This window comes from Sinomicrobium weinanense, from assembly GCF_018863395.1.
GTDB lineage: Bacteria > Bacteroidota > Bacteroidia > Flavobacteriales > Flavobacteriaceae > Sinomicrobium > Sinomicrobium weinanense.
Window position 1 is genome coordinate 1 of sequence record NZ_JAHKRR010000016.1, and the last position, 19,904, is coordinate 19,904.

Genomic DNA, 19,904 nt, shown 5'->3' on the forward strand with positions numbered 1-19,904 from the left:
TGCCCTTGGGTATGTGCCTCCGGTTGAGTACGCAAAGAAAAATCTCAGCAAGGCTAGCCTTGCTGAGATGAATCAAAAAGATGATAAAATTGTACTAACTAACAGTTCTAATTAGGGGAAGCTTACACAAAGATTTGTGTGGCCTAACATTATTGTAATTCCATAACCGTGTTTGTGTTTGGTCTCTGACATGGTTTAATTCAAAAAACAAATGCGCATCTAAAACCTCTTTTCTATAAGAGCCGTTAAACCGTTCTATCAAAGAGTTCTGAGTAGGTTTTCCTGGTTGTATGAAACATATCTTGATCTTATGCTTACGCGCCCAGGAGTCAAATACAGCTGAAGTAAACTTGTAGCCTTCCCTAAAAATGTAGCCTTACCCAATCTGTAGTCACCATTATTAACACATAAGCTATACTTTTTCTGTTTTCATTGGCATATTCAACAGTTCACTGACCTTCAATGTTTTATTATCTACAAGCGGTTTGGCATATACGGAGATAAAATAGATATACCCCAGGGTGATGTAAATAAAGAGAAAAGCTGTCCTTAGCCCGAGCCAGTCCCCCAGGGCCCCTATGATCAGGGGGATCAGTGCTCCCCCGAAAATCCCGGAGCACAATATTCCCGCAAAAGAACCGTGGTGTACGGCCATAGAATTTAATGCCAGTGAAAAAATAATGGAGAACATTACGGATATAAAGAAACCGGTAACGGGAAATGCGTATAAGGCCATTTCCCCGGGCCCGAAAACGGCCATACTGAAAACAACCAAAGTACAGATCACGGCCATCTTTAAAACTCTTTTGGAACCCCATAGTTTTAAAAGGAACAGCCCCAAAAGGCAACCGGCGGACATTAACCCCCAGAACCACCCTACGGCCCCGGCCCCTACGCTCTCCGGCTCAAACCCGTGATATGTATTTAAAAATTCGGACATCCAGTTGGCCAGTGCCTGTTCCGTACCCACATAGGCTACCATGGCCAGAAAAAACAGCAGGACCTGCTTTTTTTTGATCAGTATGATATAAGTCTCTACAGCCCCCGTCTTTTCGTCTTCTTTCAGTTTTACAACCGGTATTTTAAGTAAATATATGGTTGTGAACATGAAGATAAAGATCAGGGTAAAGATCCAGTATAGCGCTGTCCATTCAGGGTTATCCCCTACCAGTTTTGCAAGGGAAGCTGTTATGATATTAACCTCCGGATGTTCTGAAAGTGTTCGGACCAAATAAGAAAAGACAAAAGGGCTTAAAAAAGAGGCGAGCCCGAAAACAAGCTGCCCCATGACCGAAAAGAAGGCAAAGTTTTCTTCGCCCCCGGCTGTTCTCATCAAAGGGTTGATGATGACCTGTAACATGGCCATCCCGGCACCAATGGCAAATAACGATACCAAGGCTATTTCGTATGAAGGATAGAACGAAAAAAATACGGCCCCGGTAAAATTCAGGCCGAAGGCAATCAGCATGGACTTTTTCTCGCCGATCCTCTCTATCAGCATTCCCGAGGGTATGGACATAATACCATAGGCCAGGAAAAAGGAAAATGGCAAAAAAGCGGCCATCGTCAGACTCAGTTCATATGTTTTTATGATGATGGGCATTAAAGGCCCCAGGATATTGGTAACAAAAGATATTACAAACCATATTAAAAGGATCGCTCCTACGACCCGCTTGCTTCGTTTCATATCAAGATATTTATTTTTGCTTTAATGAAAAGACCCGCCCCGCACCCCCAAGGCATCCTGCCAGGTTTCCCAATTTCGCCGCCCGGACCAGGGTATTGGCCATAGCATCTTTCATGGCCAGCACGGAAACACGCGCTCTCAGTGCCTCAATATAGAAGTCCCCTGCTTCGGCAATACCGCCGCCGATGATCACTCGCTGCGGACTGAAAATATTGACAAGGCTCGCTATACCTGCAGACAGGTAATCAAAATGCCAGTTCATGGCATGTACTGCTTCCGGTTCGTTCTTCCTGTAATTTCTGACCAGTGTTTCCCCGTTAACCGTATTGTTCTTTATTCCTCTCACTTCGGCATATTTAGCAAGCAGAGCCCGGGTAGAGGCATAAGTCTCCAGGCAACCTTTCGCCCCGCATGAACAGGGAAGCCCGCCGCTTTCAACAATAATGTGTCCGAACTCGCCTCCCCTGTTCATATATCCTCCGTATATTTCGCCGTTAATGACCATAGTACCTCCGATCCCTGTTCCGATGGTCAGGAAAACCGCATCGGAGATACTTTCCGCACAGCCGTACATTATTTCTCCCCATCCCATCATATTGGCATCATTATCCACAATGATGGTCTTCAGCCCTGTTTGCTCGGAAAGAATCCGGGCAAGAGGTATATTGTTAAACCCACTGAGGTTATCCGCTCCCCCGAGGACCATCCCTTTTGATATAATACCGGGAAAACCGATACCGGCCCCGGTCAATCGTCCCTTACTATCCATAACATGCTTCTCACAGTCTTCGATGGCTTCCCGGATTAATGCGATAACACCCGGGGCCGATGTATGTTCTGCTACGGGGAGCCTGGAAGCGAAAAGTATTTTTCCCGATGAATCCGCACAGGCGTATTTGACGAATGTTCCGCCAACATCAATACCTGCGGCATAATTTGTTGTCATAGGTTTTATTGCTTTACATTTATGTTAATGAATACGGGGAAATTCCCTGAAAAATGACCTTATACCTGCTATCAGGGGAGCGGTTCTCCTTCCCGTTCCGAAGGGGATATTTCATTATTTTCGTCCCGGTTATTGTGCTGTAATTCCATATGTTTGGTAGGTATATACCCAAAATATTGCTTAAAACTGGTAGAGAAATAGGACGGGGAATTAAAACCGCTCATATAAGCTACCTGGGCTGTCGTATATTTTTGGGTCTCTATAAGTTTAACGGCTTTATTGAACCGTATACGTTTCATAAAATCAGTCGCGGATTCTCCGGTAATCGCTTTAAATTTCAGGTACAGGTTAGACCGGCTCATTCCTATTTTCTTACTAAATTCATCTACCGAAAAATCGGGTTCTGCAATGTTTTCTTCCACGATGCGCAAGGCTTCTTTGAGAAATTCTTCATCACGGGCATTGTGGGCCAGATTCTCGGGGACCACTTCCTTATTTTGGGCATAGTATGCCCTGAGCCGTTTTCTCGACCTTATAATATTTTCTATCTTGGCATGCAGCAACCGTATAGAAAAAGGTTTGGTCACATAATCATCGGCCCCGACTTCAAAACCTTCGATCTGCTGGTCCAGTTCCTTCCTGGCGGTAAGGAGAACTACCGGGATATGACTGGTTTTTATATTCTGCTTGACTTTTTTACAGAAAAGGAAGCCATCCATTCCGGGCATCATAATGTCGCACACTACAATATCCACGTAAACATGGTCAATAATATCCAGGGCTTCCCGGCCGTCGGATGCCGTAACTATGGCATAATACCTTAAAAAGTATTCTTCCAGGTAATTAACGATCTCAATATTGTCTTCAACGATAAGCAGTTTTTCCCTTTGGTCCCCCTCCTGTACCAGATCGTCCATGCCTGCATCATTCTTCTCATTCAGCAGTTTAATTTCTTCCTTCGGGGGTTTTCTGTTGTTTGCCGTATCTTTTACACCATCGGAATGATCCAGGGGAAGCATTACGATAAAAGACGATCCTTTTTGCGGACAGCTTTCCACTTCTATAAAACCGCGGTGCTCTTCCACCAGGTGCCTGGTAAGGGCCAGGCCGATACCGGAACCCAGTCCGGTCTCATTTCCGTTTACCTGGTAAAACCGGTCAAATATCCGTTCCCGGAGATTTTCCGCAATGCCGATACCGGAGTCTTTTACTTCTATCACAGCATACCCTTCTTCTGACCGGGATAATCGAAATTCCACGCTTCCGCCTTCCCCGGTAAACTTAAAGGCGTTGGACAGCAGGTTAAAACAGATTTTCCGGACACTGTCTTTATCAAATGTTGCGATGAGTTCGGCCTCTGTGGTACGATAGGTGTATTTAAGATTTTTTTTGTTGGAAAGCGGGGCAAAACTCGTATAGATATCGTGCGTAAAACCTACCAGGTCTGATGTAGTCATATTTAAACGGAATGATCCCAGTTCCACTTTTCTGAAATCCATCAGTTGGTCTACGAGAAACAACAGCCTTTTGGTATTCTGCATGATGAGCTGAAGCTGTTTTTTGACGGATTTATCTACGGAAGAATTATTCAGTATTTCTTCGACGGGAGCAAGGATCAGGGTCAAAGGGGTTCTGAACTCATGCGATACATTGGTAAAAAATTCCATTTTCATTTTATTGACAGCCTCGCTCTTCTCTCTTTCTATGCGTTCTATTTTTAACTGATGCAGTGTTTGCAAACGTTCGGTCACCACCTTATAGGAAATATAGACCCCGAGCACAAACACCACCGCCACTGTAATATAGAACCAGTTGGAATTCCACCAATAGGGCCGTATGTCGACTTCTATGGCCCGTACAGCACTCTGCCCTCCTTTTGGCCCTACCGCGCGAACCTGCAAATAATAGGTCCCTGCCGGCAGGTTGGCGTAGGAAGCTCTCGGTATTTCTTCCGTAGTCTGCCATTGTTGATCATATCCGTCCAGTTTGTACTGATATGTTACTTTATTCGGTGAGATATAATTGAAGGCATTAAAGTAGAAGGTAAACTGTTTCTGATCGGGCCCGAACACCACTTTTTTCACTTCGTTAATATGTCCGTTCAATATCGGGCTTTCATTTTCGGGGTTTACCCTGTCGTTGTATATATCCAGGCCGGTAAAAGTGATCGCCAGTTTTAGCGGTTCCTGCCTGATCGATTCCGGATAAAAGTACGAAAGCCCGTTGATCCCCCCGAAAAGCATCATACCGTCCGAGGCTTTGTAAAAGGCATATAAATTGAACTGATTGCTTTGTAATCCGTCTTTGTGATCAAAAAGCTGTACCTGCCCGGTGTCAGGGTTAAACCTAGCCAGCCCTTTGTTGGTGGATATCCACAAAAGGCCTTCATCATCTACGAGCAGACCGTAAATTACATTGTTCGGAAGTCCGTTTGAGGTATCATAGACGGTAAAACCATTTTTTTCGTCATAGCACTTCAATCCGTTACGCGTACCTATCCATATACGCCCTCTTCCGTCTTCGGCAATGCAGGTGATCACATCCTTGTTCAATATCCCTTCTCCTTCTGCACCGGACAGTGATTCAAAAAGCATCTTGTCCGGGTAAAAGATGTTGACTCCACGGGAAGTCCCTATCCATATCCTGTTCCGGGAATCCTCCATCATATAGGTGATCTGGTCAGAGGTCAGCCGGTTCCCCATCCTGTCCAGGTAAAAGTGGGTAAATGTGCCCCTGGAGGGGTCAAACAGGTCCAGTCCGCTCCTCGTTCCTACCCATATCTTATTTTTGTGATCTTTAAGAAGGGCATACACCATATTCCCGGAGATACTTTCCGGGTCACCGGATGAATGCTGATATTTGATATTCTTTCCTGTTATGGGGTTAAAATAATTCAGTCCTGCATTGTGGGTCCCTATCAGTAAATTTTCGTCATCGTCAAAAGCAATGGCTTTTATATTATTGGAACTCAGAGACCCCTGTACTTTTTCGTCATGTGAATAAAATTTCACCCTGTTTTTTTCCCGGTCCCAGTAGTTCAGCCCTTTATCATTAGACCCTATCCAGAAATTCCCTTTGCGGTCTTCTTTTATGACGTTTACCACCTGATCATTTAATGCCGCAGAACCGCTGTTAAAGTTCAGAAGGTTGAATTTTATATCATTCCGGTGATAATAATTCGCCCCTCCGTAATAAGTACCCAGCCACATCCCTCCCTGTTTATCCCTGTAAACGGAACGTACGGAGTTTTGACTGATGGTATAGGGAATAGTGGAAGAATGGTAGTAATTAACAAAGTTTTCCTCATCGACATCCAGGATCGATAACCCCCGGAAACTCCCTACCCACAAATAACCTTCATCGTCTTTTTCGATACTTCTTACGGTATTGTCGGCCAGGGAATCGGGGTCTCCCGTTTGATGCAGGTATTGTTTCACTGACTTATCCCGGAACCGGTAACACAGCAGCCCTCCTCCTTCAGTTGCTATCCATAGCCTGTCTTTTTCCGGTAGCAGGTCGTTGATCATATACTTATATCTTCCCAGGTCAATGGCCGTGAAAGTCCCCGTACCGAAATGATAACCGAACAGTCCTTCGTCTGCACCGATATACAACCGGTCGTCCATACAAAGCAGGGTATTGATACGGTGTATATTCAGGTTAACCTTGTCAAATTTTAATTCTGTAAAATCAGATGCTCCTTCTTCTAAATAAAATATCTGCCCGCTGTTCGATCCTGCCCACAAGACCCCGTTCTTATCTTCTGTTATTGATGAAATATACCACTCGCCGGATTTATACGGCAAGGGAAAATTGGTAAAATCATCCGAACTGTAATCATACCTGCTCACTCCCTTGTCCCCTCCTATCCACAACCTGTCACGGCTGTCTTTAAAAGCAGAACGGATATAGGCAGACCTGAGGCTTCGGGGGTCTCCGCTCACCGGCCTGTACGTAGTAACAGACCTTCCGTCATAGCGATTAAGCCCGTCCTGTGTACCCATCCATATAAACCCCAGTGCGCCCTGTACTATACTGAATACCGTACTCTGTGAAAGCCCGTCGTCTACGGAAACTCCCCTGAAATACCGCATTTCCAGGGTATCCCGTTTTCCTGCAGGCCAACTGTAGTTGCACCACAGCAGCAGCAGGATCGGTACAACCCTTAGATACCGGACACTTATTCGTATTTTCATAAACCGCACTATATTATATAAGCTCGTTTTGTTTTACACACCAAACCTGTTTTGCTTCCTGCCGATGACGCCGGGTATTCCGTTTGCCTGCCCATCCCGGGGCAATGTATTAAACAATATAATGATTCTTCCCTTATTCTTTCAGAATTTGCGCTATATCAAATTCATCACCGGTTTCCTCACACCACCGGGTCAGTTGTTTACGCAGCTCGGAAAGTATTTTTTTATGTTTTTCGGAGAATACCAGATTATTCATTTCCCCAGGGTCTCCGGCCAGATCGAACAATTGTTCTTTCAGTTCTCCCTTGTCGTAAACGATATATTTGTATTTGCCCGTAATTATGGCCCTACCCCTTATTCCCATCGATTTATCGTTCAGGGCAAATTCGGTTTCGGAGACGGTAAACGAACGGGATATTCCGGTGTTATCTCTCACGGCCCCGGGCCTCAGGCTTATTCCCCGTAGTCCGGCCGGGAGTTGTGCCCCCGTGAAATCACATACTGTCGGAAATATATCCAGGCCTGTATTGACCAGTAGATCTGCGGTTGTATTGCGACGCACTCCCGGGCCTGCAATGATAAACGGAACACGCACGGATTCTTCATAAAGTACCTGTTTCTGGTTCCATTGATGTGCTGCATTCCCATCTCCGTGATCGCTGGTAAAGATGATCACGGTATTGTCGAACAGCTTGTTTCTCCGCAGTGATTCGAGCACTCTTCCTATATAGTAGTCCACCTTTTCCACCAGGCGGTAATAGGCCCACCGATATTGCCGCCACCGGTCCTCCGGCCAACCGACCGTGGGATAGGTCTTAAAATCGACCTGCTGTGCCCGGATGATATCGGGTTCGTGGTCCGGAATAGCATAATTCGGAGGAAGGGGAGGGCATTCACCCGGGGCAGGGGCATTTTTTAACTCATCGGAACGAAGTTTTTCTCCCCTGGCCCATTCGCAGATATCATGCGGGTTTTCAAAGGAGGTAACAAGAAAGAAAGGCCGGTCCTTATTCGCCTTTAAAAAACGAGCTGCATACGATGGTATGGAGGCGTCTTTCCAGTCGCTCCGGGTGGTGTTCTCTATATAATCAAAGCCGTGGTGTTCTTTATTTGCTATATTCACCGGCATGTGCCACTTACCCACATATCCTGTCTTATAGCCCGCTTTCTGCACAATTTTGCCCAGCATCTCCCACCGTGCGGGTAATTCCTGCCCGGGGCCTGCATTTATGGTGACACCTGTTTTATGCGGCATCCTTCCCGTAAACATACTAACTCTTGAGGGTGTACACAACGGCTGGGGGCAATAGGCCCTGGAAAAACGGACACCGTGGTCTGCAAGCCAGTTCATATTAGGGGTTTTAAGATAGGAGTTTCCGGCAACTTCCATGGCTGCGGCGGTCTGTTGATCGGTCATAATAAACAGGATATTGGGCCTGTCCCCGTCCTGTTGAGCAAAACTGTCTGCCCATATTAAGAACAATATGACCAGGGGCATCATATTTTTTATAAAAATCTGTACGCTCATATCTAACCAATAATTAAACTTATTGAGTTATATTTTTAATTTCTATACAACACTCTGTGAACCTTTGTGGTAAAATAAAGCCCATGACACGGAAAACCACAAAAACCACAAAGTTTTTCACAATAGCCACAAAGTTAGGGGCCTTTTAAAATGCCTATCCATTTTACATAGCATTTTGGTATTTAACTATCTTATTATAAGTTTATTACAAATAGTATTTATGTGTGTAACTCAATAAACTTATTTTCTCAGGGTAATAGGGGGCATTCCGAAGGCCAGGAACAAAAACTTTTCTACCTCCCGGAGATCCCCCCTAAATCCCAACATCAAAACACAAAACTCAACACTAAAAAACGCTTTAAATCTTATTCTTGCAACACGCCTTCTGTCCTTTATACATTTTCTCCGTACCGTAAAAAGATTGAAGGGAGATTGATACGGCTACGCCGGAAGATTGAAATGTTTAAATCAATCTCATTCAATCCGTTTCAATCTCATTCAATCTGCCTATGGCGGTTTATAAACTTTTCTTACGGACTGTCTAAATTATTCCAGATAATTATACATGGTATCCAGGTCAAAGATACGTATGGCTTCTTCACTCGGTTTTGGGGTTTTATCAATCTCACTAAAATATTCGGTGTTGTCCCATATGATCTTCCCGCCTGTTTCACGGGGGTCCCCGGTTGCTTTTAAACGGGTTGCCATCCGAGATGACAGCGAATCTTTCAATGCTACATACTTCCGGTCGCCCGCAAGGTTGTGCAGCTGATAAGGGTCGTTTTTTATATCATACAATTCTTCCGCCGGCCTCTTGGCAAAGGCCAGGTCGAATGCCTTCCTCGCAGACGGGTTATCCTTATTTTTAAGGATATAGAATTTTGCCGGGCCGAGATAATTGAGCATATAGGGGTCTACATCTCCGTACAGGGGCGGGTCTCCAGCCGGCCAGCGTTCGGGTTCGTAATTACGTATGTAAAGAAAATCCCGGGTTCTTATGGCCCTTCCGGGATAACCCAGGCCGTGCTGCCGCACAAAGGCGTGCCGCTCTCTCCCGTATACCACAAAATCCCTTTTTGTGTACTCTTTGCCTTCAAGTGCCGGGACCAGGCTTTTCCCGGTCATATAGCCTGGAATCTCTACTCCGGCCAATTCCAGGAATGTAGGGGCCAGGTCTTTCAGGGTGACCAGGTCTTCAATCTCTCCTTTCTTCTTTAACTTTTCCGGCCAGTGCACGATGAGGGGGACCCGTGTTCCGAAATCGTATAAATTGGCAAGCCCCCTGGGCATCTGCCAGCCGTTGTCACTGCATATTATTACTATGGTATTGTCCAGTTCTCCACTGTTTTTGAGCTGTTCCATGATCGCTCCCACTTCCCGGTCAAAAAGCTGTATGGCGGCATAGTAATCTGCTATATCGAGGCGGACATCTTCGGTATCGGGGAGATAGGGCAGGACTTCAATTTCAGAGAGGTCGATCCCCGCTTTCCGGCCTGAGCCTACTTCGTAGGGGCGATGCGGATGTAGGCTGTTAAACCAGTAATGCCAGGGCTGCCCCTCTTTTTTGGACTTTAGGAATGCTGTAAAGTTATCGTACTTGTTGCCCCCCGGATTCCGGGGCCGCCCGCCGGCTTCATAGCTGCCGGGACCCCAGCCTTTACCGTCAAAACCTACCTGATAGCCCGAAGCTTCGAGTATATCCGGGTAGACCTCGAATTTTGCCGGTAGTATTCCCCACAGGTTGGCCCCCTCCTCTATGCTCCAGATGTCCTGCCCGGTCAGCATGGAAGCACGGGCCGGGGTACAGGAAGGTGAATTGCAAAAGGCATTGTTAAAACGGACGCCCTGCCGGCCGATCTCGTCGATATTGGGGGTTTTCACCACCTTATCGCCATATATTCCAAGGTGGTCCCAACTGTGGTTATCGGACATCAGCAATAAAATATTGGGGCGGGCCGGTGTTAGCCCTTCCTTCTTTTTTTTGCCGGGCGTGCACGAGGTCAGAAGTATCAGAACAGCGGTAATGACACTCAGTGAAATTGTCTTCATTTTTATGGTATTTAAATCTGTTTGGCCTGTTTTTCCGCAGGGTCGGTATCTTTATATTTGACCTGTAACTTTTTTAACTGCTCTTTTAATTGTTCCGCCACCTCCCGGTATTCGGGATCGTGATAGCGGTTATTCATTTCCTGCGGGTCTTTTTGCAGGTCGTAAAGCTCCCATTCATCGATATCGTTGTAAAAATGAATAAGTTTATAGCGGGCGGTCCGGATGCCGTAATGTCTTTTTACCATATGCCAGGACGGGTATTCGTAATAATGGTAATACGTGGCTTTACGCCAGTTGTCCGGGACCTTACCCGCGTTGTCCAGGATAGGCTTCATGGATTCTCCCTGCATATCTTCCGGGACCTCAACCCCGGCATAGTCCAGGAGGGTCGGGGCAAAATCGAGGTTCATGACCAGGGCGTCGGACACGGATCCTGCATCGACCTTAGGGGGGTAACGGATGAGTAAGGGAGTGCGCAAACTTTCTTCATACATAAAACGCTTGTCAAAATATCCGTGCTCCCCCAGGAAGAAGCCCTGGTCCGAAGTGTATACGATAATCGTATTATCGAGTTCTCCTGTATCTTCCAGGTAATCCAGCAGCCTTCCTACATTTTCATCGACAGCGGCCACACAGGCCAGGTAATCTTTCATATACTGCTGGTATTTCCACCGGGTAAGGTCGTCCCCTTTGAGGTTGAGTTTTTTGTATTCGGCCACCCTTTTATCGTAAACCTTGTTCCAGGCTGCTTTTTCTTCGTCTGTCATCCGGTTATAGACCTCCAGGAAACGTGCTTTGTCTGTTGATTTGTCATTAGCCTGTTCGAAATCACCTTCCTTGGTGTCCTTAAATTCAGGAGCGGGCGGGGCCTCATTAAGGGCATCCAATTCCTGTGAGGAAGCCAGTTTCAGATCCCAGGCCTCCATCATATCCACGGAAATGCGCATCAACTGTTCTCTGGAGGCCCTTCCCCTATGGCTAAAATCATCGAGCAGATTGGAAGGCTCGGGAAAAGTGGTATCATCAAACATCCCCAAATGACGTATGGCCGGCATCCAGTTGCGATGGGGCGCTTTTTGCTGATAGATCATCAAAAAGGGTTTATCCTTATCCCTGCCTTCAAGAAAGCCTATAGCCTTATCGGTCACCACATCGGTAACATAGCCTTTTTCGGTGATCCGTTTACCATTCTCGATAAAATTGGGTTGATAGTATTGCCCCTGGTTGGGCAGAATGCTGTAATAATCAAAGCCTATGGGTGTAGACCCCAGGTGCCATTTACCGATCATGGCGGTTTGATACCCGGCTTTTTTCAATAGCTGGGGGTAAATGACCCGGGTACTGTCAAACACCTTTGAGTTATCGGTCAATCCGTTGATGTGGCTGTATTTTCCGGTCAGGATCACTGCCCTGGAAGGGCCGCATATGGAATTGGTGACAAAACAGTTCTTAAAGCGCATCCCTTCATCGGCGATCCGGTCGAGATTGGGGGTTGAAATATACCTTCTATCATAAGCGCTTAACGCCTGGGTAGTATGGTCGTCTGTCATGATAAAAATAATATTCGGCTTTTTCTCTTCTCCTGCTTTTTTGCCCGCCTCCTTGCACGCCGCTGTGAAAAGTAATAGCACTACAATGCCATAGCTCTTGAAAATCTTCATATTTATTGGCAGTTTTTAGTCCAGTCTCTCGGTAATGATTAGTTTTGGCGCAACCTGTTCTCCTGTTTCTTTTGAAGCGTAGAATATCCGTTGTCCGAGCGTGTTTACCGTAGTGAGCCTCACCGACAGTTTGCCGTCTGTCTCTGCCTGTAATCGCTCCGTAACATCAAAATCGTGTTCTATATTCGAATCGGAACTGCTGCTTATAAGATAGTTACTGGTAAAGGTAGCCAGGGGATCTGTTTCTGAGGCTGGTTTGGTATTGGCGGTTATCGTCATTTCTTCCCACGAATCATCACTTACGTAGTACAAGGACTGGGTAGTAGGTCCCCCGTAATTGGTTTCTGCCCCTTCCCAGTTGCTTTCCCTGATTGTAGTTAAAACTACCCGGGCATCGATGATCTTTTCGGGATCTGTTCCTTCCAGGTCGAATTTCAGATAAAATTCGCGAAAATCATTGTCCGAATTGCCATCACTGGCTACCAGGCTCGTTTTACTCCCGCCGTTATCGTCCGAATTGCCGGAACCATTCCTGCCCCGGGTCCATGCATCGGCTTCTACGGGAATTCCGGAGACTTTTGTCGGAAGGTCATCGTCTACGATCTCCAGTTCATATTTCATGATATTTCCGGGGAACAGGTTCTTTCCTATATCATCAATGCGCAATACCACTGTTTTATTCCCTGTTATTTCTTCGTTATCTACCGGTGTAATCCCAAATTCAATTTCGGTAGCCCCGGCCGTATAAGGTAGCTGCATATATCCGTTACTCACGGGAAATGCTGTTGTAAAGTCCGTGCCAGCTACGGCAGTGCCGCTGATCTTTATTCCCAATGTCCCTGACGTAGATGTAGCTTCCGACAGTGCCAGGGTGACTTTAGCCGGTTCTGGACTATCCTCCTGAACCTTTCCATTACCTTTAGCAAACTGAATAAAGGGCGGTATAGGTTCATTCTCCAGGACATCAATGGTGAGTTCGGCAAAAATCTGGTTATTATCATCTTTAGACCCCTTATTGGATTCTACCAGAAACGCGCCGTCTCCTTCCAGGTCCCTTAAAACGACCTTTACCTTCCTAATCCCATCCTTATTTCCATTATATTCCTTATCATCTTTGGGGATAAAAACAAAACTCATCATTTTCTGGTTCGATTCTATGGAAAAGAGGCTGTCTGCATGGCCTTCGGGACGCATAAACACATCTCCTTCCACATCCGAACTATCTGCCACAACTTCAAATGACACCCTGTTAAACAGTCTTTTGGAAACCCCGACATAGATCTCGGGCGACACTTCTCCTTCCTGTACAACGGCAGTGTCCTGTAAAAAACCTATAGCTGCCCCGGGCTCACGTTCCATTCCGTAACTGGGGTTGTCATCTGTTCCGCAGGAAGCAAGCAGTACTAACAAGAGTGCAAATACACATCCCGGCACGGGTTCCGGCAGGTTTTTATAATATTTGGATATGATCTTCATATTCACTGATTTTAATTTGCCTAACATTTATCTGTAACCATTATTGGTGGGATCGGTTTCCAGGATTTTCGGGTTCTGGCTGATCTCTGCCGAGAACGGGATGGGCAGTAGTACGTGCTTATCCTGGATATTATGGGCCGGGAAGTAATCTGTTTCCTTATCAAAACCCTGGGCCACCATTTTAGCTCCTGTCTGCTTCACCGTTTCTACCAGTATTCCCCACCGCACCAGGTCGGGTTTCCTGAGGTTTTCAAAAGCCAGTTCCCATTTTCTCTCATTCCTGATCTGCTGCCGGAACTGTTCGCCCGCACCACCGCTGAGATCCGTTTCGGGATCTGTGACATTGGGGTCCTGTGCCCTTGCATTCCGGCGTACCCGGTTGATGGCCTCATAGGCATTGCCCACGGTTACGCCCGGGGGCAATGTGCCTCCGTTCATTACGGTTTCATTGACGCTTTCAGCCAGCATTAAAAGTACGTCGGCATACCGGATCACCGGCCAGTTCATGATGTCATAGTTTTTATCGGGTGAAATGGAACCTATCAGGTACCTTCTGAATTTCCCTACGCCCCATTTTAATTGTTTTCGCTCTAACGGGACAAACTCATCGTTCTTATTGATCTCAAACTGTGCAATGGTCCAGTCCCTCCTCAGGCTGTCTTTTTCTTCGTAAGAGTCAAAAAACGTAGGCAGGGGGTACCTTCTGGGGGCTCCCCGGCCATAACTGGAATTATCGGCCTGGTGTACTCCATGCCATACCCCTACGGTACTGGCATCTCCGCGTGTGCTTCCCTGGAAGGAAAAATGGATTTCCCACATGCTCGACCTCAGGTCGTATACTTTTTCGGCCAGGTTGCGGAAAACCCGGGGAAAAGGCTGATCGAACTCTCCTCCCAGCCCTACGGGCTCTATAACAGAGTTCAATTGATGTTCCCCGCTGGACACCACGGCCCAGGCCTGCTCCGCTGCTTTTTCAAATTTTGATTTGTCCTGAACTGGATACCCTGCCCAATTGAGATAAATACGGGCAAGTATTCCCCGAGCAGCCCCCCTGTTGATCCTCCCGGGGGTAGCCACTGCCGAAGCGGGAGGAAGATATTCAATAGCCTGGAGTATGTCGCTCTCTATTTGCTGATATACCTCTTCTTTAGGGGCCCTACGCGACTGTAACTCATTGAACGATATCTCGGAACTCAACCTCAGGGGTACATCTCCCCAGTTCTTTACCAGCTGGAAGTACATAAATGCCCGAAGAAAATAGGCATCTCCCAGGATATTATTGTATGCATTCAGATCTGCTGTCTCTTTGGAGGAAGGGTCCGTTATCTCCGCCTGTTTATCGCGCAGTACGGTAACCCTGTCAATAACCAGGTTTGCCCTGTTGATCCCGTCATAGAATGCGGTCCACACCTGCCCGATCCATCCGTTGTTCTCCTGTATCTGGTAATTGGCGAGCAGGTCATCGTCCAATCCCCTGTTCTGGCGCCAGTACCGCTCCAGGTCTGTTCCCGAATGAAAGTACAGAAGGTAGCCCCTTCCGTACAGGTCTTCGCTTCCCAATACGTCGTATATTCCCATCAAGCCCAGTTCGGCCGAATTGACATCCGTAAAAAAATTATCTCCTGTAAAATCCGAATACACCTCTTCGTTCAGGTCTTTTTCGCAGCCGGTCATTGCAAAAAGCATTAGTACAGGGATCATAACCCGCAGTGCATTCTTTTTATTCAATATTGTTTTCATCTATACAAAAAATTGCAAGCCTTTGATTTGGCTTTGTTTATGTCGGTTGGTATTGTCCATTCTTGTTAAATGCCCATTATGGGCTTTCATACTCCAAGTTTTAAAAAATTGGGAATGGTTTAAAATGCTACGGAGATCCCTCCTACAAAGGTCCTGCTCCTCGGATAGGCTCCGAAATCCACTCCCGAAGTAAGGCCGTTGCCCCTTGTGCTTACTTCCGGGTCATAACCGGTATAACTAGTCCATGTCACTAGGTTTTGTGCGGTTACATAAATTCTCAGTCTTTGAACAAACATCCTGTCAAGCCACTTGTCGGGGAACCGGTACCCCAATGAAACCGTTTTTAACCGGAGATAAGAACCGTCTTCGATATACTGGCTGGTAAGTACCTGGGTGTTGTCGTCAATAGTCCGGAAGGTCGCTGCTTTATTTTGTTCTTCTGTATGGTCTGCCCGCCACCGGTTTACTATTTCGGGTATAAAATTCCGGACACTCTTCAGGTTGGATGTCCACAACATCCGGTTGGCGTTATAAACATCATTGCCATAAGACCACTGGAGGAATACGCTCAGGTCAAACCTCTTGTAGGAGAACGTGTTATTAAAGCCTCCGAAGAAGACAGGGTTCGGATTGCCGATAATCACCTTGTCCTCGTCATTTATCACCCCATCCCCGTTAATGTCCTCGTATTTTCTGTGCCCCGGTTTTGCTTCTCCGAAAGCCACATCCACGTACGGTACTCCGGTCTCATCAAAATCATCTGCCCTGTAGATACCATCGTCTATAAAGCCATACATTTGTCCGAAGGGTTTCCCCACTACGGTAATAAAATCGTTGGCATAGGGGTCCTGGCTTATATTGTTACTGTACCAGGAAGAGTTGCTGTACAATGTATCGTTCTCAACCAGCCCCAGGGTTTTACTTTTCGGAAATGAAATATTGAGGTCGGAGGTCCACCTCAGCTCTTTATCTATATTTACGGTGCTCAATGCCAATTCAAGACCTTCGTTCCTAATCTTCCCGATGTTCCTGTACACACTGCTTACACCTACTGTAGCGGGTGTCGGGGCCCTTAGCAACAAGTCTTTGGAATCTTTGCGATACAGGTCTGCCGTAAATAATACACGATTGTTGAACAAGCCGACATCGAGCCCGATATCGACCTGTTGCTGGGTTTCCCATTGTATATCCGGGTTGGCGAGGTTTGCAGGCCGTACTCCGGCGGCAATACCATTTTCCAGTCCATAGGTTGTGGAGCTCAAAAGTGCGGAAGACACGAATGCCGGAATACGGTTGTTCCCTACCTGCCCCCATTCTACCCTTAATTTCCCATCGCTTAGGAGGTTGGAATCTACCAGGAAGGACTCTTCCGAAAACCTCCAGGCCCCGGACAACGAGGGAAAGAGCCCGAACTTTTTGTTCTTTCCGAACCTGGAAGAACCATCCCTTCTTATGGTAGCCGTAAACAGGTATCTGTCGTCATACGTATAATTTACCCGTGAAAAGTAGGATATCAGTTTATTCGTGGGGCTTTTCGATGAAGCGGGGAAGCCTGCTTCGGTCGCAGCCCCCAGGTTATCCAGGCCCTTGTTAGGTTCAGGAAAAACGCTTCCGGAAGCTTCGGTATAATAATCTTCGGCATCTTGGTAATCGAATCCCAGAAGCCCTGAAAAACGGTGCTTCTTCCCTACTTTTTTCTTGTAAGACAGTGTTGTGGAGAGCAACAGGTTGGTAGCCTCCTGCTGTATGATCCTTCCCCTGGTAAAGCCATTCCTTCTTTCGAAAACGCTGTTTTTTTCATCAAAACTCCCCCGTTTCCTGAAAACCTTGCGCAATCCGCCCATAACCCGGAGATCCAGGTTCTTCAGTACACTGTATTCCAGATACCCGTTAAAGCTGAACGTATGCTTATCGTCTTCCCTGACCTGGGTACGGGAATTTACTATGGGGTTACTAATAGGGGCCCCTTCTTCGGTATCGGGGTCCTCCGGCATATTGATCAGGTCTTCATTAGTATAGAACAATCCCCCGGTAGGCCTTCCCTGAACGATATCTTTTAGCAGGTTGAAGCGTGCATTGCTGGACCCTCCTTCAACACTGGGGTCCAGGATATTTGTAGAGGTATGTGCCCCGGTTATCCCGGTCTTTGTATATGAAATATTGGCTCCTGCCTTTAAATTATGGTATACTTTCTGATCCAGTTTTAATTTCAGGTAGGTCCGTTCAAAACCGCTGTTCTCCAGAAGCCCTTCCCCCTTGTAATTGGAAAATGACAAATTGTATTTAGTCCCTTCATTTCCCCCGCTTACCATTGCCGAGTGACTTTGGACCTCCGTTTGGTTAAAAACTTCTTCCTGCCAGTCTATTCCTTTTATACTGGAACCATCCTCCTTTCGGTACAAGCCCAGTGGCCCGTATTTCCGGTCTGCGTTCTCGGCATTTATTTCATACTGCAGATCCACAAAATCATAAGGGCTAAGCACATCTACCCTTTTTGTAATATTCTCTATACCGTAGAACATATCGTAACTCACTTCGGTTTTTCCTGCAACTCCTCCCTTGGTGGTAATCATAACGACCCCGTTCCCTCCCCTGGAACCGTATATGGCAACCGCAGAGGGTCCTTTGAGGATTTCCATGGATTCTATATCGGACTGTGCTATGGTAGACGGGTCGAAGTTCTCCACGGGAAATCCGTCTATAACATATAGGGGCGAACTGGACTGTGTAAGAGATCCCGTGCCCCGTATTTTAATCGAAGTCCCCGACCCCGGCCTTCCCTGGCTCGAAGTAACCTGTACCCCGGCTACCCTTCCGGCCAGGGCATCGTCAAAAGAACCGACCGGCGCCTTGGCCACACTTTCTACATCCACAGACCCGGTGGCCCCCGTGAGGTCCCTTTTCTTAGCCTGGCCGTATCCTATAACAACAACTTCATTTAATCTGGAAACATCTTCTTTTAACGTAATATTTACCTGGCCCTTTCCCGATACCGGCACTTCCTGTTTAATGAACCCGAGGTGACTGAATACCAGAATGACGTCTGCCTTTTCCGGTAATATGGTGTATAGCCCGTCAAAATCGGTAACCGTGCCATTACTGGTGTTCTTAACCACTACTGTGACCCCGGGCATAGGGACTCCATCCTCGTCTATTACTTTTCCACGAATCGTTTTCCGGTCCTGCCCGTATGTCACCGAAGAAAAGAACAGCATCAGCACTAAGGAAAAAAGCGGTATGGCCCTGTCCCAAAACCAGTTTTTCAAATCAGGTATGTGTTTCATAAAATATAGTGTTTTGGTTAATTTTTGCCGAACAAACATAGCGTTAACCTCAAAAAAGAAGTTAAAATTTTGTTTAAAATCATTTTGATTTTGTTGAAAGACCTGTGCAATAAGCAGATAAGGGGGAGATTGAATGCCTATTGTTCTTCGCGATCAGTCCGGTAGGGTCAACGGGGGGTTTCTTTGTAACCGGCGAGGTTATACACCACGGGAACCGTACTGTTCCCTACCCGGTAGATACCGAATTTAAAGTAATAACCATCTTCGTCATTCCGTCCTATAAAGACCTCTTTATGATCTACAAGATGCCTGTGTATTCTCTTTTCCTTTCCGGTATATCTCATGGATATATCTATTTTTCCCGGCTTTATGATCGCACTTGTTTCTTTACCGTATACCGTCCAGTCCACATCGACATTAAAAGTGACCCATTTGTCTTTGGGAAAATCCGAAAAGGGTTCTTTATACAAGATCGTGGAGGCCTTGTACCTGGAAGTGACCGGTTGCATTACCGGTGTTTTGGAAGGGTCGGCATTGCACCTGTCGGTCTTGTCTGTGAGCCATTTCCTGTCTGAATTGGCCTTGATATAAAAATATCCTTTAGAGAACCCGAAAGCCAGGGGAGGATATCCGCCTTGTTCGATAAGCCAGCCATTGGGTTTTCCGGCCTTATAGGTCACTCTTCCGCCCTTGTTCTTTTTCGTTATTTTGTCATGGGCGATGTTCTTTTTAAAGATCATCCTGTCGTAGAGGGAAAGAAATTCGTCTACGCTAAGCATTTTTACTTGGCCCTCCGGGGTAGAGGCCAGCCTTCTTGAAGGCATCCCGTGCCATTGGGCAAAAATAGCAGATATATTTTCCGGCAGGGAAGAAGAGATAAAGACCGAGAAGGTATAGCGCATGGATGCCCCCTGCGGGGTTATTCCTTTTCCGTGATGGTAAACGGTTTTCATCTTCCTGGCATGCTCATAATCACTGCCGGGGAGGTCTTTGAAATTGTCACTTGTAGCGTAACAATAGGAAAGTTCTGCCCTGCCCTTGGTGCTTCCTTTTGCATATCCCTGTAATGCATTATCGCTTGTTTTCAACTCAAAACGATAGGAAGGCTTTCCCCGGAAAAGCAAGGAATAATCGTGCTGGATGGAATAGGGCCGGTTTATGCCTACGGCTACCCATTGTTGGTCTATGATGTCCTTTTTTCCGGCACTGTCTGCCTGTATATTTACCCTGGGCATTAAGGGAACTGTCTTTTGTTGCTGCCCCGCAGCAACGGTACACAAAAGGAAATGGGCTGCCGTAACGAATAAAAATGATTTTTTCATTGTGGTGAATTTAAA

General features: G+C 46.5%; 11 protein-coding genes. All 11 read right to left on the reverse strand.

Annotated features, from left to right (window positions below; translation table 11 throughout):
- Window positions 1-94: 94 nt before the first annotated feature.
- Window positions 95-370: an integrase core domain-containing protein gene (locus tag KN811_RS22160; protein WP_187966888.1), complete on the reverse strand. Its 276-nt coding sequence runs from the start codon at window positions 368-370 to the stop codon at window positions 95-97.
- A 42-nt stretch (window positions 371-412) separates the two neighbouring features.
- Entirely contained in the window at window positions 413-1,687 is a 1,275-nt protein-coding gene (locus KN811_RS21390) for an MFS transporter (protein ID WP_187966885.1), read from the reverse strand.
- A gap of 10 nt (window positions 1,688-1,697) precedes the next feature.
- Window positions 1,698-2,633, reverse strand: coding sequence for an ROK family protein (locus KN811_RS21395; RefSeq protein WP_187966884.1), 936 nt, complete (start codon window positions 2,631-2,633; stop codon window positions 1,698-1,700).
- A gap of 71 nt (window positions 2,634-2,704) precedes the next feature.
- On the reverse strand, window positions 2,705-6,829 hold the full coding sequence (locus tag KN811_RS21400) for a hybrid sensor histidine kinase/response regulator transcription factor (protein WP_216335035.1): 4,125 nt from the start codon (window positions 6,827-6,829) through the stop codon (window positions 2,705-2,707).
- 133 nt (window positions 6,830-6,962) lie between these two features.
- The gene (locus KN811_RS21405; RefSeq protein ID WP_216335036.1) at window positions 6,963-8,357 is read right to left on the reverse strand and encodes a sulfatase family protein; all 1,395 of its coding nucleotides are present in this window, start codon (window positions 8,355-8,357) and stop codon (window positions 6,963-6,965) included.
- 546 nt (window positions 8,358-8,903) lie between these two features.
- Window positions 8,904-10,406 carry a sulfatase family protein gene (locus KN811_RS21410; RefSeq protein WP_187966883.1) on the reverse strand — a complete coding sequence of 501 codons (1,503 nt, stop codon included), beginning with the start codon at window positions 10,404-10,406 and terminating at the stop codon, window positions 8,904-8,906.
- An 11-nt stretch (window positions 10,407-10,417) separates the two neighbouring features.
- On the reverse strand, window positions 10,418-12,067 hold the full coding sequence (locus KN811_RS21415) for a sulfatase family protein (protein ID WP_187966882.1): 1,650 nt from the start codon (window positions 12,065-12,067) through the stop codon (window positions 10,418-10,420).
- Window positions 12,068-12,082: 15 nt separating this feature from the next.
- Window positions 12,083-13,543 carry a CBM96 family carbohydrate-binding protein gene (locus KN811_RS21420; RefSeq protein ID WP_187966881.1) on the reverse strand — a complete coding sequence of 487 codons (1,461 nt, stop codon included), beginning with the start codon at window positions 13,541-13,543 and terminating at the stop codon, window positions 12,083-12,085.
- Window positions 13,544-13,570: 27 nt separating this feature from the next.
- Window positions 13,571-15,283: a RagB/SusD family nutrient uptake outer membrane protein gene (locus KN811_RS21425; RefSeq protein ID WP_187966880.1), complete on the reverse strand. Its 1,713-nt coding sequence runs from the start codon at window positions 15,281-15,283 to the stop codon at window positions 13,571-13,573.
- Window positions 15,284-15,402: 119 nt separating this feature from the next.
- Entirely contained in the window at window positions 15,403-18,567 is a 3,165-nt protein-coding gene (locus KN811_RS21430; protein ID WP_187966879.1) for a SusC/RagA family TonB-linked outer membrane protein, read from the reverse strand.
- Between the two features lie 167 nt (window positions 18,568-18,734).
- Entirely contained in the window at window positions 18,735-19,889 is a 1,155-nt protein-coding gene (locus KN811_RS21435) for a heparin lyase I family protein (RefSeq protein WP_187966878.1), read from the reverse strand.
- Window positions 19,890-19,904 lie beyond the last annotated feature (15 nt).

Coding starts and splice junctions, on each gene's coding strand:
- KN811_RS21390 (WP_187966885.1), bottom strand. CDS start 1,687: ATGAAACGAAGCAAGCGGGTCGTAGGAGCGATCCTTTTAATATGGTTT.
- KN811_RS21395 (WP_187966884.1), bottom strand. CDS start 2,633: ATGACAACAAATTATGCCGCAGGTATTGATGTTGGCGGAACATTCGTC.
- KN811_RS21400 (WP_216335035.1), bottom strand. CDS start 6,829: ATGAAAATACGAATAAGTGTCCGGTATCTAAGGGTTGTACCGATCCTG.
- KN811_RS21405 (WP_216335036.1), bottom strand. CDS start 8,357: ATGAGCGTACAGATTTTTATAAAAAATATGATGCCCCTGGTCATATTG.
- KN811_RS21410 (WP_187966883.1), bottom strand. CDS start 10,406: ATGAAGACAATTTCACTGAGTGTCATTACCGCTGTTCTGATACTTCTG.
- KN811_RS21415 (WP_187966882.1), bottom strand. CDS start 12,067: ATGAAGATTTTCAAGAGCTATGGCATTGTAGTGCTATTACTTTTCACA.
- KN811_RS21420 (WP_187966881.1), bottom strand. CDS start 13,543: ATGAAGATCATATCCAAATATTATAAAAACCTGCCGGAACCCGTGCCG.
- KN811_RS21425 (WP_187966880.1), bottom strand. CDS start 15,283: ATGAAAACAATATTGAATAAAAAGAATGCACTGCGGGTTATGATCCCT.
- KN811_RS21430 (WP_187966879.1), bottom strand. CDS start 18,567: ATGAAACACATACCTGATTTGAAAAACTGGTTTTGGGACAGGGCCATA.
- KN811_RS21435 (WP_187966878.1), bottom strand. CDS start 19,889: ATGAAAAAATCATTTTTATTCGTTACGGCAGCCCATTTCCTTTTGTGT.